Genomic DNA, 14,767 nt, shown 5'->3' with positions numbered 1-14,767 from the left:
CTTAAGGATAAGTCATGAATATAAAGACGCTTAACGTCAGCCTTTTGTCTTTTTCTATTATTACAGCATTGTTTCCATTGAACGCGATGGCAACAAAATTAACCATAGAGCAGCGCCTTGAATTGCTTGAAAATGAATTGTCGCAAAATAAACAAGAGCTGAAAGCAACACAGAATGAACTGGGAGTATATAAATCCCGACTTTCGACCTTACAAAAAAGCATCACGGAAAACAAATATAAATCAGCCTCGCTTGCTGAAATATCAGCGACATCTCCCGTCGCTGATAACATCAAAAATGAAAACGGTGAACAGAACTCGTTTACCGCAGCGCATACTATAAATGGATCGCAGCAAGTTGCCGTTATTGAAAGTAAAGGCGACAAAACCACTATCGAAAGCGTGACCCTGAAAGATATCAGTAAATATATAAAGGATGATATTGGGTTCAGCTATCAGGGGTACTTCCGCTCAGGCTGGGGTACTGGTAATCACGGCTCACCACAAACTTATGCAGCGGGTTCTCTGGGACGTTTTGGTAATGAGATGAGCGGTTGGTTTGACCTGACCTTAAATCAGCGTGTTTATAATCAGGACGGTAAAACGGCAAATGCGGTCGTTACCTATGATGGCAACGTGGGTGAGCAGTATAACGATGCCTGGTTTGGTGACAGTGCCAATGAAAATATCATGCAGTTCAGCGATATTTACCTGACAACGCGAGGTTTTTTACCCTTCGCACCAGAGGCAGACTTCTGGGTCGGCAAACATAAACTCCCGCAATATGAGATCCAGATGCTGGACTGGAAAACCTTAACCACGGATGTCGCCGCGGGTGTGGGGATTGAAAACTGGGCACTTGGTGTAGGGCTGTTTGATATGTCCTTAAGCCGTGATGATGTCGATGTTTACTCTCGTGATTTTTCGCGTACCAGCCAGATGAATACCAATTCTGTGGATGTTCGTTATCGCAATATCCCGTTATGGGATGATGCGACATTATCATTAATGGCTAAATATTCCGCACCTAATAAAACGGATCAACAACAAGATAACGAAAATGACAACAGTTATTTTGAAATGAAAGATAGCTGGATGCTGACTTCTGTTTTACGGCAAAACCTGCAACGCGATACGTTTAATGAATTTACGTTACAGGTTGCCAATAATTCCTATGCCAGCAGTTTTGCCAGTTTCTCAGATGCCAGTAATACGATGGCGCATGGTCGCTATTACTATGGTGATCATACCAATGGGATCGCCTGGCGTTTAATCTCTCAGGGCGAGATGTATCTTACTGACAATATTATTATGGCTAACGCGCTTGTCTATTCTCACGGCGAAGATGTTTATAGTTATGAAAGTGGTGCTCATAGTGATTTTGACAGTATTCGCACTGTAATAAGACCGGCCTGGATCTGGAATACATGGAATCAGACGGGGCTTGAATTAGGCTGGTTTAAGCAACAGAACAAAACTCAGCAGGGTGTAACACTAAATGAATCGGCTTATAAAACGACACTCTGGCATGCATTGAAAGTGGGTGAAAGCATTTTAGGTTCACGACCAGAAATTCGCTTCTATGGAACGTATATCAATATTCTGGATAACGAATTATCGAATTTTAAGTTTAATGAGAACAGCAAAGACGAGTTTATGGCCGGCATCCAGGCGGAAGTCTGGTGGTAATCTATTTTAGTTAAGGAGTTGTGTATGTCAGGATTTAAAAAAGGTTTTTTATGGGGCGGTGCGGTAGCCGCGCATCAGTTGGAAGGTGGCTGGAATGAAGGAGGAAAAGGCATCAGCATCGCTGATGTGATGACTGCTGGCGCTCACGGGGTGCCGCGTGAAGTGACAGAAGGCGTTATCGACGGGCTTAATTATCCCAATCATGAAGCAATTGATTTTTATCATCGCTATAAAACAGATATTCAGTTATTTGCCGAGATGGGATTCAAATGCTTTCGAACTTCCATTGCCTGGACACGAATCTTTCCGCAAGGTGACGAACAGGAGCCGAATGAAGAGGGTTTACAATTTTATGATGATCTGTTCGATGAATGCCTTAAGCAGGGAATGGAACCTGTGGTGACGCTTTCACATTTTGAGATGCCTTATCATCTGGTGACAAAATATGGTGGCTGGCGAAACCGTAAACTGATCGACTTTTTTATCCGCTTCGCATCAACGGTCTTCACGCGCTATAAAGAAAAAGTAAAGTACTGGATGACGTTTAACGAAATCAATAATCAGGTGAATTTCAGCGAAAGCCTGTGTCCATTTACTAATTCCGGTATCTTGTATTCGCCAGAGGAAGATATCAATGAGCGCGAACAAATAATGTACCAGGCGGTACATTACGAGTTAGTTGCCAGTGCCCTGGCGGTACAGACTGGAAAATCGATCAATCCTGAATTTAACATTGGCTGTATGATCGCCATGTGTCCCATCTATCCTCTGACGTGTGCACCCAACGATATGATGATGGCCACGAAAGCAATGCATCGTCGTTACTGGTTTACTGATGTTCATGCTCGTGGATATTATCCGCAACATATGCTGAATTACTTTGCCAGGAAAGGATTCAACCTCGATATCACACCAGAAGATAACGCGATTCTTGCCAGTGGTTGTGTCGACTTTATCGGCTTTAGCTACTACATGTCTTTTACGACACAATTTTCGCCCGATAACCCGCAACTGGATTATGTTGAACCACGAGATTTGGTCAGCAACCCTTATATCGATACATCCGAATGGGGATGGCAAATTGATCCGGCAGGGCTACGTTATTCACTCAACTGGTTCTGGGATCATTTCCAGTTGCCGCTGTTTATTGTCCAAAATGGATTTGGTGCGGTTGACCAGAGACAAGCTGACGGCACGGTGAACGATCACTATCGCATTGATTACTTTGCTTCCCATATTCGGGAAATGAAAAAAGCCGTAGTTGAAGATGGTGTTGACTTAATTGGCTACACCCCGTGGGGCTGCATTGACCTGGTTTCTGCCGGAACAGGGGAAATGAAAAGCGCTACGGAATGATTTATGTCGATAAAGACAACGAAGGGAAGGGAACGCTGGAACGGATACGTAAAGCGTCGTTTTACTGGTATCGGGATCTCATCGCCAACAATGGCGAAAATATTTGAGACTTGAGGAAGATATTACGGAGATGTCAGGCTCTGTGATCAGAGCCTGACAATAACTACATAGCGTGTTGATTATAATAGGGCACGCCGAGCGCATCCGACTTATCACTGCCAGTACCCATGTGATTTAAATCAAACGGTGGTTGTTCCTGCGATGGGGGAACAACCACGACATTGGCACAAGAAGTAACAACTGGCTGCGTGGTTTGTTCCGCAACGCCCTGCGCGGAAAAGAGAATAAGCGCAGCTGCTATTGCGGATGAAAGTGGTTTCATGATTGCCTCAGTGACGTTGTCACGTTATCAACTAGCTGTTGTAATGATTTAATGGATGTAAAAAGCGCGATTCGCCCTGCATATTGGTCATCCGGTATTTATGCGGCGGAACATCAAAGTAATTTTTGAAGGTTCGGGTCAGAGTTTGTTGCGACTCGAAGCCATATCGTTCTGCCAGATAGAGTATCGGCTCGTTACTTTCCTTCAGCTTTTGCGCGATTTCCGTCATCTTACGGCTGCGGATGTATTGGCCTAATGAATGACCGGTTTCTTTTTTAAACATCCGTTGCAGGTGCCATTTAGAGTAACCTGAACGCTCTGACACTTTCTCCAGTGACAGTGGCGATTCCAGGTTGTCCTCGATCCAGTCCAAAATGCTATGAATGGTAATAGCGTCAGTATTGCGTCTGGACATCGTCATACCTCTTTTTTGTTTACGGCAGGACTTTCTTAAGCAAATGCTCAAGTGTTGCCACTTCGTCCGCCGTCAGGTTTTTTGTTAATTCTTGGTGCAGGTCCTGGCCAACTAATTGATGGCATTGTTCACATATTGCCGCGCCGCTGGTGGTAAGTTTTACCAGTACGCCGCGCTTATCATTCGGGTTCGGCAACCTTTCAACCCAGCCTTTACAGACCAGGCGATCCAGCATACGGGTGAGTGCTCCCAGGTCGACCGACAACACTTTTTTCAGTTCAACCGGAGTAATACACGCCGCGCAGCGGATAGAGCAGAGCACCTTAAACTGTGCCGCGGTAATATCCAGCGGAGACAGATACTCGTTAAGCAGACGATCTTTCTTCTGATTAACCATATGGATTAAGCGACCCAATGGAATAATTTCATTGAACAGATCGCTGGTACTTTTCACATTAGTTGCCCTGGCAAGTAATTAGTTGCAGGGGATAATATTGCCCAGGCAAGTATAAGTCAAATAAATGAATTGACCGATGCCACGTTTTGCTAAATCGGTTCAAGTTTTGGTCAATGCGATGCAAGGTTAGCTAAAGAGTGACACTTTATCCTTGTTTACCCCTTATACTTTTCGCTGATAACCCAGATACACAGGATAACAACCACCAATGTTAGATTTGTTTAAAGCAATTGGCCTGGGGCTGGTGGTGTTACTGCCGTTAGCTAACCCATTAACAACTGTCGCGTTATTTCTTGGCCTGGCAGGCAACATGAACAGTGCCGAACGTAATCGTCAGTCGTTGATGGCCTCGGTGTACGTATTTGCCATCATGATGGTGGCGTATTACGCCGGGCAACTGGTGATGGATACATTTGGCATTTCGATTCCCGGTCTGCGAATTGCAGGCGGCTTAATCGTCGCGTTTATCGGTTTTCGGATGCTCTTTCCGCAACAGAAAGCGATTGATTCACCGGAGGCGAAAAGCAAGTCGGAAGAGCTGGAAGATGAACCCAGTGCCAATATTGCCTTTGTGCCGCTAGCAATGCCAAGTACCGCTGGTCCGGGAACCATAGCGATGATTATTAGCTCGGCGTCCACAGTGCGTCAGAGTTCAACCTTCGCTGATTGGGTACTGATGGTTGCGCCGCCGCTGATCTTTTTCCTGGTGGCGGTTATTTTGTGGGGAAGCCTACGCAGCTCCGGCGCAATTATGCGGCTGGTGGGCAAGGGTGGCATTGAAGCGATCTCCCGTCTGATGGGATTCCTGCTGGTATGTATGGGTGTGCAGTTTATTATTAACGGCATCCTGGAAATCATTAAAACGTACCATTAAAAAAGGCCCGAATGGGCCTTTCAACTATTGCGTCTGTTCTTCGAGTGTCACTGGCCAGCGGCGAAATATAATGATTGACCAAATTAACGCGGCAAAAGCAGGCACCGCGCCCACATAACCAATCATCGACATTGACCAGTGCAAACTCACCTGATTACCTACCAACGCACCCGCCCCGATTCCAATATTAAATATGCCGGAGAATAGCGCCATCGCGACGTCGGTAGCATCTGGTGCCAGCGCCAGCACTTTAACCTGCATACCAAGCCCGATGATCATCATCGCGATCCCCCAGAAAATACTCAGCACCCCGAGGTGTATTTCACTGTTCGCCGCAGGTAACAGCAATGCCAGGCACACCAGCAACAGCGCAATCGCCGTACTCACCAACGCAGACGCATACTGATTACCCAGTTTACCGAAAATCACGCTGCCAATAATGCCCGCACCACCGAGTAATAACAGTAATGCCGTGGCAAAGTTGGCGCTGAATCCCGCAATGTTTTGTACAAAAGGCTCGATATAGCTGTATGCCGTGTAATGGGCGGTGACAACCACCACAGTTAACAAATAAATGCTCATCAATGCCGGGCGGCGGAACAATAGCGGGAGGCTTTTCAATGAACCGGAATGCTCACTGGGCAGTAAGGGAAGTAACTTAATCAGGCACAAAAGGGTGATAAGCGCCCCAATACCAATCGCGAAGAAGGTCATTCGCCAACCGAAATACTGGCCCACAATGCGCCCGAGAGGTAAACCTAAGACCATCGCCAGTGCTGTACCGGTGGCAATTAAACTCAATGCCTGTGCTCGCTTCCCGGCCGGAGCCATACGGATCGCCAGAGACGCCGTAATCGACCAGAAAATTGCATGCGCAAAAGCCACACCAATGCGACTGATCACCAGAACGGTAAAGCTCCACGATAAAAACGACAGTACATGGCTGGCAATAAACACCACAAACAGGCAGATCAGTAATTTGCGCCGTTCAACCTGGCTGGTCATTAACATAAAAGGCAATGACATTAGCGCCACTACCCATGCATAAATGGTCAACATAATGCCGACCTGAGCGGTTTGCATGTGAAAACTTTGCGCAATGTCAGAGAGCAGGCCAACAGGGACAAATTCGGTGGTGTTGAAGATGAAGGCGGCGACTGCCAGCGTAACGACCCGTAGCCACGCCACTTTGCGGGAAACAGTGTTTGTTGTCATAACAGATTATCGGGTGAGTTGCGAAAAAGTGATGAAATGATCTTAAAACGGTTAATGATGTGAATACAATGCATTTGTGATCTGGATCGCGTTTTCCGTTTCTCTGACGCTGATTCTGTTCCGCGTCAGAGAGTCGGTAACATCACGGTTTAATGACGTTCAGGGAGGTCTGGCGTTTTGGAGGTTGCGGGTATAGGTGGTCTGACAGGGGAGCGAGGCCTGTTTTTCACCAGGTCTTCGTGAGTAACTTTTGGCGGTGTTTCATTTTTTACAAACAGTTCGAGGGTCCTGCGCGCCATATGTTTGATAATTTTATCATCACTTAATGATGCTGGCATCAACACGCCATTCAAATCACTTTCATTGGGATTCATAAATTGGTGATAGTGCAATAACATATTGGCGAAAAAGAAAAACAAGTCCTGAAAATGAGGAGATTCTTGTTCTGCTAAAAGGGATAAAAAGCAGATGCAGACTTCGGGTAGTACATGTTTGTTAGAACCTAATGAATCCATCAGGCTTTGCAATAAATCCTCTTTTAATTCGCTGTCCGTTATGTCGAGAATGGCGGTGATCAAGTTAGGATCTTTATTGACGAACCATCTGTGAACCTCAGAGTTATTCCATAATCGGGGGAGTATGACAAAATTACCGCGAGAGATAAAATTCAGGACCAGCAAATCAAACTGGCGTAAGTAATCTGCAGCGGTATGGTGATCCGGAGGCAGGGGTTCAATATGTGGTGTATGCGCTCTTTTGATGGGAACGCCAGGGTTGATCATTGGAAATTGTTCAATAAAATCATTCAAAAACAGAAAGAGCACACGCTCGACGCCGGTCTGAAATACGCGCCCCATAGTGACAGGCTTTGGGTTGGGAGCGCAAAAAATATTAATTTCTCCATCATGGCGAAAATTATCTAAATAAATAGGGCTTAAATTTATTACTACCTGAAATTCAATATTTTCTTTGTGTCTTCCATTCTTGACGGGATAAGTGAGTTTAAACTGAACCTTTTCATTGTATAGTGTGTCGTTACCCCGAAAAGAAGTCCTCTGAATATATGATAAGTTATCAAGGTTGTTAAATATCTTTTTTGTGGCTGAGTTGATGTTTAAAAACGTGCGCCACTCTTCATCACATATTATGGTACTGAGTGCATCAATAAAATCCTTTAAAACTTCTTTTACCTGAGGTGCAATATTACGAGCGGGAAAATTATCAGGAAGAGATATGTAATTGCTGATGCTTACTGGCGTAACCATATTTGCCCCATATAGTCATAAGTCATCGGAACATCACTATATAGGGCATTTGAGCTGCAAGAACTATCAAAAATAGCTCATTGGTAACCCTGTTTTGCCGAGTCAGGAACATCCAGTAGTTGAATAAATGCCTCAAGCGGAAGCGTTTTCGCACCACGACGCCAGACCAGCCAGGTTGTTAACCAACGCCATTGCTCAGCTAACGGCCACGCTTCAACCTGGTGATGCCCCGGCATACTTTCCAGCATAGAGCGTGGAATAAGCGCAATGCCTGCTCCTGCGACCACACAGGCCAACATCCCGTGATACGACTCCATCTCGTGAATAGTTCCCGGAGCGGCACCGTCAGCATGAAACCAGCTCTCGAAGTGGCGACGATACGAACAATTGGCGCGGAAGGCATAAATGTTACTGCCGTTAACCTGACTGGCGCGGATTACTGGCGCATGACCTTGTGGCGTGACGATCATCAGCTCCTCGCGGTATACCGGTATCCCGTCAATGGCAGTATGGTTAATGGGCCCATCAATAAATGCCGCATTCAGTTTTCCCTCCAGCACTCCTTCCAGCATAGTGCCGGAAGGGCCGGTGGAAAGTGAAAACTGAATTTTGGGATAACGATGGTTGAATTCCGCCAGCGTGGCCGGAATGCGCACTGCTGCGGTGCTTTCCAGCGAACCAAGAGAAAATAAACCTTGCGGCTCATCGCCAGCGACAACGCTCCGCGCTTCATCCACTAACGCGAGAATTTGTTGGCTATAGCGTAAAAAGTTATGCCCGGCAGGAGAGAGACGTAAACGCTGATTCTCGCGAATAAACAGATCTACCCCCAGTTCTGTTTCCAGCTGGCGTAGACGGGTAGTGAGATTCGACGGCACGCGATGCACTATTGCTGCTGCCTGGGTTATGCTGCCAGCTTCGGCAACCGCGTTGAACATCTCCAGTTGTGTCAGATCCATAATATTCTCGATTCGTGAATAAGTGGCTTAATATTATTCATTTTAAAGCAAGAGTAAATCTGCGTATCTTCATACCATGACTCATAAAGGAGATACCCCGATGACCATTACTCCGGCAACTCATGCAATTTCAATAAATCCTGCCACGGGTGAACAACTTTCTGTGCTGCCGTGGGCTGGCGCTAACGATATCGAAAACGCACTTCAGCTGGCGGCAGCAGGCTTTCGCGACTGGCGCGAGACAAATATAGATTATCGTGCTGAAAAACTGCGTGGTATCGGTAAGGCTCTGCGCGCCCGTAGCGAAGAAATGGCGCAAATGATCACCCGTGAAATGGGCAAACCAATCAATCAGGCGCGCGCTGAAGTGGCGAAATCGGCGAATTTGTGTGACTGGTATGCAGAACATGGTCCGGCAATGCTGAAGGCGGAACCTACGCTGGTGGAAAATCAGCAGGCAGTTATTGAGTATCGACCGTTGGGGACGATTCTGGCGATTATGCCGTGGAACTTTCCGTTATGGCAGGTGATGCGTGGCGCGGTTCCCATCATTCTTGCAGGTAACGGCTACTTACTTAAACATGCGCCGAATGTGATGGGCTGTGCTCAGCTCATTGCCCAGGTGTTTAAAGATGCGGGAATCCCGCAAGGCGTATATGGCTGGCTGAATGCCGACAACGACGGTGTCAGTCAAATGATTAAAGATTCGCGCATTGCTGCTGTCACGGTGACCGGAAGTGTTCGTGCGGGAGCGGCTATTGGCGCACAGGCTGGAGCGGCACTGAAAAAATGCGTACTGGAACTGGGCGGTTCGGATCCATTTATTGTGCTTAACGATGCCGATCTGGAACTGGCGGTTAAAGCGGCGGTAGCCGGACGTTATCAGAATACCGGACAGGTTTGTGCAGCGGCAAAACGCTTTATTATCGAAGAGGGAATTGCTTCTGCATTTACCGAACGTTTTGTGGCAGCTGCGGCAGCCTTGAAAATGGGCGATCCCCGTGATGAAGAGAACGCTCTCGGACCAATGGCTCGTTTTGATTTACGTGATGAGCTGCATCATCAGGTGGAGAAAACCCTGGCGCAGGGTGCGCGTTTGTTACTGGGCGGGGAAAAGATGGCTGGGGCAGGTAACTACTATCCGCCAACGGTTCTGGCGAATGTTACCCCAGAAATGACCGCGTTTCGGGAAGAAATGTTTGGCCCTGTTGCGGCAATCACCGTTGCGAAAGATGCAGAACATGCGCTGGAACTGGCTAATGATAGTGAGTTCGGCCTTTCAGCGACCATTTTTACCACCGACGAAACACAGGCCAGACAGATGGCGGCACGTCTGGAATGCGGTGGGGTGTTTATCAATGGTTATTGTGCCAGCGACGCGCGAGTGGCCTTTGGTGGCGTGAAAAAGAGTGGCTTTGGTCGTGAGCTTTCCCATTTCGGCTTACACGAATTCTGTAATATCCAGACGGTGTGGAAAGACCGGATCTGACGCGACATATTCAGCTCTGATATACTCGCAGGTCTTTTCAGACCTGCGGTCCAGGAGTAGAAAGTGGCAGTCGCCATGGATAATGCAATTTTAGAAAACATCTTGCGGCAAGTGCGGCCGCTCATTGGTCAGGGTAAAGTCGCGGATTATATTCCGGCGCTGGCTACAGTAGACGGTTCCCGATTGGGGATTGCTATCTGTACCGTTGACGGACAGCTTTTTCAGGCCGGAGACGCGCAAGAACGTTTTTCCATTCAGTCTATTTCCAAAGTGCTGAGTCTCGTTGTCGCCATGCGTCATTACTCCGAAGAGGAAATCTGGCAACGCGTCGGCAAAGATCCGTCTGGATCACCGTTCAATTCTTTAGTGCAACTGGAAATGGAACAGGGTATTCCGCGTAATCCGTTCATTAATGCCGGTGCGCTGGTGGTCTGCGATATGTTGCAAGGGCGACTAAGCGCACCACGGCAACGTATGCTGGAAGTCGTGCGCGGCTTAAGCGGTGTGTCTGATATTTCATACGATACGGTGGTAGCGCGTTCCGAATTTGAACATTCCGCGCGAAATGCGGCTATCGCCTGGCTGATGAAGTCGTTTGGCAATTTCCATCATGACGTGACAACCGTTCTGCAAAACTACTTTCATTACTGCGCTCTGAAAATGAGCTGTGTAGAGCTGGCCCGGACGTTTGTCTTTCTGGCTAATCAGGGGAAAGCTATTCATATTGATGAACCTGTGGTGACGCCAATGCAGGCGCGGCAAATTAACGCGCTGATGGCGACCAGTGGTATGTACCAGAACGCGGGGGAGTTTGCCTGGCGGGTGGGACTACCGGCGAAATCTGGCGTTGGTGGCGGTATTGTGGCGATTGTTCCGCATGAAATGGCCATCGCTGTCTGGAGTCCGGAACTGGATGATGCAGGTAACTCGCTTGCGGGTATTGCCGTCCTTGAACAATTGACGAAACAGTTAGGGCGTTCGGTTTATTAATGCAGTCTCTCGATCCACTCTTCGCGCGTTTATCCCGTTCAAAATTTCGCTCTCGCTTTCGTCTGGGCATGAAAGAGCGTCAGTATTGCCTGGAGAAAGGCGCGCCAGTCATCGAACAACATGCGGCGGATTTTGTCGCTAAACGTCTTGCTCCGGCATTACCGGCTAATGACGGTAAGCAAACCCCCATGCGCGGGCATCCGGTGTTTATCGCTCAGCACGCCACCGCGACCTGCTGTCGCGGTTGTCTGGCTAAGTGGCATAACATTCCGCAGGGTGTTTCGTTAAGCGAAGAACAACAACGTTATATCGTGGCGGTAATCTATCACTGGCTGGTTGTACAGATGAATCAGCCATGAGAATTGCGGAAAACGATAAAATAGCATTCCCAGGGTACCTTTATTTGCCGCCGCTGTTAGCGAACATGCTATCCTTTATGAGAATTTACTTATTACGTTGAGATAATTGCCACCCGCAATTGTATGGACAGATAATTAATGCATGTACACCCCATTTCAACTTTCCGTTTGTTCCAGGAAGGTCATCTGCTACGTAATAGCATCGCTATTTTTGCGCTAACCACGCTGTTCTATTTTATTGGTGCAGAGTTACGGCTGGTTCACGAACTTTCTCTTTTCTGGCCGCTGAATGGCGTAATGGCGGGGGTGTTTGCCCGCTATGTCTGGCTTAATCGACTGCATTACTATGCGATCAGTTATGTGGCGATGCTGGTTTATGATGCCATAACCACCGAATGGGGACTGGTTTCACTGGTTATCAATTTCTCCAATATGATGTTTATTGTTACCGTCGCCTTACTGGTCGTGCGGGATAAGCGTCTGGGGGAAAAATAAGTATGAGCCAGTAAGTGCCTTACGGCTATTTAATTACTGTCTGATTGCCGCATTATTATGCGCTATTGTCGGGGCGATTGGTTCGGTCAGTATTGATAGTCTGGATTTCTGGCCTTTGCTTGCGGACTGGTTCAGTGAGCAATTCTCAACGGGCGTTTTGATCGTGCCTTGTATGCTGACGTTGGCTATTCCTGGAGTGCTGCCGCGCTTTAAAGCAGAACAGATGATGCCCGCCATCGCGCTTATTGTGTCGGTTATTGCCTCGGTAGTCATTGGCGGAGCGGGGAGTCTGGCGTTCCCGCTGCCTGCATTAATCTGGTGTGCAGTGCGCTATACGCCGCAGGTAACATGTCTGTTGACCTTTGTCACCGGTGCGGTGGAAATCGTACTGGTGGCAAATTCGGTGATTGATATCTCGGTCGGTTCGCCGTTCTCCATTCCGGAAATGTTCTCCGCACGTCTCGGTATTGCCACGATGGCGATATGCCCAATTATGGTTTCTTTTAGCGTGGCAGCGATCAATTCGCTAATGAAGCAAGTTGCGCTGCGAGCCGACTTTGATTTTCTGACTCAGGTTTACTCACGGTCCGGTCTTTATGAGGCGCTGAAAAGTCCATCGCTGAAACAGACACAACATCTGACGGTCATGCTGCTTGATATTGACTATTTCAAAAGCATTAACGATAACTATGGACATGAATGTGGCGATAAAGTGTTAAGCGTGTTTGCCCTGCATATTCAGAAGATTGTCGGTGATAAGGGGCTGGTGGCGCGCATGGGCGGCGAAGAATTTGCTGTTGCAGTGCCGTCGGTGAATCCTGTCGATGGTCTGCTAATGGCGGAAAAAATCCGTAAAGGCGTTGAACTGCAACCATTCACCTGGCAACAAAAAACGCTTTATCTCACGGTAAGTATTGGCGTCGGTAGTGGTCGCGCATCGTACCGAACGCTGACCGATGATTTTAATAAATTGATGGTCGAAGCCGATACGTGTCTGTATCGCTCGAAGAAAGATGGGCGCAACCGTACCAGCACTATGCGTTACGGTGAGGAAGTTGTCTGACATCTTTATTCATTCCGCGCGATTTGAATGCAACGTGTTCTACCACTTTATGATCCAGGAAAAGGCGTATTTCCTCGATTAAACCATGATCCGCGCCACACTTTTCTCATAAAACTGCTCATTAATCATCAGGAGTTGATCAAAACAGGGGTTCGGCGTATTAAAGTTTGCTAACCTGTCGTACCAATTCAAACAGGTTGTATGACTAATCAGAAGGGAACCCATTGTGAAAACACTAAATCGTCGCGATTTTCCCGGTGCACAGTATCCAGAACGTATCATTCAGTTTGGTGAAGGTAACTTCCTGCGCGCCTTTGTTGACTGGCAAATCGATCTCCTGAATGAGCACACCGATCTGAATTCTGGCGTGGTCGTTGTTCGTCCGATTGAAACTTCATTCCCGCCGTCACTGAGCACGCAGGATGGTCTGTACACCACCATTATCCGTGGCCTGAATGAGAAGGGGGAAGCGGTCAGCGACGCGCGTCTGATTCGCTCTGTTAATCGTGAAATCAGCGTCTACAGTGAATACGATGAATTCCTGAAACTGGCGCACAATCCGGAAATGCGCTTTGTTTTCTCTAACACCACCGAAGCGGGTATCAGCTACCATGCGGGCGATAAATTCGATGACGCGCCAGCGGTAAGCTATCCCGCAAAACTGACCCGTCTGCTGTTCGAACGTTTTAGCCATTTCAACGGTGCGCTGGATAAAGGTTGGATCATCATCCCGTGTGAGTTGATCGACTACAATGGCGACGCGTTGCGTGAACTGGTGCTGCGCTATGCTCAAGAGTGGGCACTGCCAGAAGCATTTATTCAATGGTTGGATCAGGCTAACAGCTTCTGTTCTACGCTGGTGGACCGTATCGTTACCGGTTATCCGCGCGATGAAGTGGCTAAACTGGAAGAAGAACTGGGTTATCACGATGGTTTCCTCGACACCGCTGAACACTTTTACCTGTTTGTGATTCAGGGGCCGAAATCCTTAGCGACTGAACTGCGTCTGGACAAATATCCGCTCAACGTGCTGATTGTTGACGATATTAAACCGTACAAAGAACGCAAAGTGGCAATCCTCAACGGTGCGCACACCGCGCTGGTGCCGGTGGCGTTCCAGGCAGGGCTGGATACCGTAGGTGAAGCGATGAACGATGCTGAAATTTGCGCATTCGTTGAAAAAGCTATCTACGAAGAAATTATTCCGGTACTGGATTTGCCTCGTGATGAACTGGAATCTTTCGCCAGTGCAGTCACCGGGCGTTTCCGTAACCCGTACATTAAGCATCAGCTGCTGTCTATCGCGCTCAACGGTATGACCAAGTTCCGCACTCGCATCCTGCCGCAGCTGCTGGCAGGGCAGAAGGCAAAAGGCACACTTCCGGCGCGCCTTACTTTCGCATTAGCGGCATTGATTGCCTTCTATCGTGGTGAGCGTAACGGAGAAACATATCCGGTACAGGACGATGCACACTGGCTGGAACGTTATCAGCAACTCTGGAGCCAGCATCGTGACCGTGTTATCGGTACCCAGGAACTGGTAGCGATTGTGTTGGCAGAAAAAGACCACTGGGAGCAGGACCTGACGCAAGTGCCTGGTCTGGTCGAGCAGGTTGCTAATGACCTGGATGCGATTCTTGAAAAAGGGATGCGCGAAGCTGTACGTCTGTTGTGCTAATAACACCGTTACTTCTGAACCCGGTTTCGACCGGGTTTCTTATTTCACTATATTAGTTACAACATCCTATGTGCCTTTATCA

12 protein-coding genes and 2 pseudogenes are annotated in these 14,767 nt (G+C 47.8%); 8 read left to right on the top strand and 6 right to left on the bottom strand.

Features of this window, described 5'->3' with window-relative positions; translation table 11 throughout:
• The first annotated feature begins 14 nt into the window (after positions 1–14).
• Both E0D98_RS07970 and E0D98_RS07965 read left to right on the top strand, forming a co-directional pair.
• Positions 15–1,688, top strand: coding sequence for a carbohydrate porin (locus E0D98_RS07970; protein WP_001022772.1), 1,674 nt, complete (start codon positions 15–17; stop codon positions 1,686–1,688).
• Between the two features lie 24 nt (positions 1,689–1,712).
• A pseudogene (locus tag E0D98_RS07965) lies at positions 1,713–3,151 on the top strand (6-phospho-beta-glucosidase).
• A 56-nt stretch (positions 3,152–3,207) separates the two neighbouring features.
• Here the strand turns inward: E0D98_RS07965 and marB are convergent.
• Genes marB through marR form a run of 3 tightly spaced genes read right to left on the bottom strand, consistent with a single transcriptional unit; the run spans position 3,208 to position 4,295 of the window.
• Positions 3,208–3,426 carry a multiple antibiotic resistance protein MarB gene (gene marB, locus E0D98_RS07960; RefSeq protein ID WP_000803659.1) on the bottom strand — a complete coding sequence of 73 codons (219 nt, stop codon included), beginning with the start codon at positions 3,424–3,426 and terminating at the stop codon, positions 3,208–3,210.
• A gap of 31 nt (positions 3,427–3,457) precedes the next feature.
• The gene (gene marA / locus E0D98_RS07955; protein ID WP_000091199.1) at positions 3,458–3,841 is read right to left on the bottom strand and encodes an MDR efflux pump AcrAB transcriptional activator MarA; all 384 of its coding nucleotides are present in this window, start codon (positions 3,839–3,841) and stop codon (positions 3,458–3,460) included.
• Between the two features lie 19 nt (positions 3,842–3,860).
• Positions 3,861–4,295 carry a multiple antibiotic resistance transcriptional regulator MarR gene (gene marR, locus E0D98_RS07950; RefSeq protein WP_000843419.1) on the bottom strand — a complete coding sequence of 145 codons (435 nt, stop codon included), beginning with the start codon at positions 4,293–4,295 and terminating at the stop codon, positions 3,861–3,863.
• A 211-nt stretch (positions 4,296–4,506) separates the two neighbouring features.
• Between marR and marC the strand changes: the two genes are divergently transcribed.
• Positions 4,507–5,172: an NAAT family transporter MarC gene (marC, locus tag E0D98_RS07945; protein ID WP_000885033.1), complete on the top strand. Its 666-nt coding sequence runs from the start codon at positions 4,507–4,509 to the stop codon at positions 5,170–5,172.
• Positions 5,173–5,196: 24 nt separating this feature from the next.
• On the opposite strand, the gene ydeA is transcribed toward marC, so the two are convergent.
• From ydeA to E0D98_RS07930, 3 genes are all read right to left on the bottom strand, one after another.
• Positions 5,197–6,387: an L-arabinose MFS transporter gene (gene ydeA, locus E0D98_RS07940; protein ID WP_000210799.1), complete on the bottom strand. Its 1,191-nt coding sequence runs from the start codon at positions 6,385–6,387 to the stop codon at positions 5,197–5,199.
• Between the two features lie 149 nt (positions 6,388–6,536).
• Positions 6,537–7,652 carry a putative protein YneK gene (yneK, locus tag E0D98_RS07935; protein WP_000258608.1) on the bottom strand — a complete coding sequence of 372 codons (1,116 nt, stop codon included), beginning with the start codon at positions 7,650–7,652 and terminating at the stop codon, positions 6,537–6,539.
• Between the two features lie 77 nt (positions 7,653–7,729).
• A complete protein-coding gene (locus E0D98_RS07930) occupies positions 7,730–8,611 on the bottom strand; it encodes a LysR family transcriptional regulator (protein WP_000366462.1) in 882 nt (293 codons plus the stop codon).
• Between the two features lie 100 nt (positions 8,612–8,711).
• Between E0D98_RS07930 and sad the strand changes: the two genes are divergently transcribed.
• The 5 genes and pseudogenes from sad to uxaB all read left to right on the top strand — a co-directional run bounded on the left by sad (position 8,712) and on the right by uxaB (position 14,685).
• On the top strand, positions 8,712–10,100 hold the full coding sequence (gene sad / locus E0D98_RS07925) for a succinate-semialdehyde dehydrogenase (RefSeq protein WP_001296740.1): 1,389 nt from the start codon (positions 8,712–8,714) through the stop codon (positions 10,098–10,100).
• A 63-nt stretch (positions 10,101–10,163) separates the two neighbouring features.
• Positions 10,164–11,090: a glutaminase B gene (glsB, locus tag E0D98_RS07920; RefSeq protein ID WP_000257409.1), complete on the top strand. Its 927-nt coding sequence runs from the start codon at positions 10,164–10,166 to the stop codon at positions 11,088–11,090.
• Entirely contained in the window at positions 11,090–11,449 is a 360-nt protein-coding gene (locus tag E0D98_RS07915) for a DUF4186 domain-containing protein (protein ID WP_001191027.1), read from the top strand. The genes glsB and E0D98_RS07915 overlap by 1 nt, the downstream gene beginning before the upstream one ends.
• A 138-nt stretch (positions 11,450–11,587) precedes the next feature.
• Positions 11,588–13,007 (top strand): annotated as a pseudogene (locus tag E0D98_RS07910) (diguanylate cyclase).
• A gap of 226 nt (positions 13,008–13,233) precedes the next feature.
• A complete protein-coding gene (uxaB, locus tag E0D98_RS07905) occupies positions 13,234–14,685 on the top strand; it encodes a tagaturonate reductase (protein ID WP_050877168.1) in 1,452 nt (483 codons plus the stop codon).
• Positions 14,686–14,767 lie beyond the last annotated feature (82 nt).

The organism is Escherichia sp. KCJ4928, from assembly GCF_004352695.1.
In the GTDB taxonomy this organism is placed as follows: domain Bacteria; phylum Pseudomonadota; class Gammaproteobacteria; order Enterobacterales; family Enterobacteriaceae; genus ECMA0423.
The sequence above is the reverse complement of the archived record's forward strand: the minus strand, read 5'-3'. Positions and strand labels throughout refer to the sequence as shown.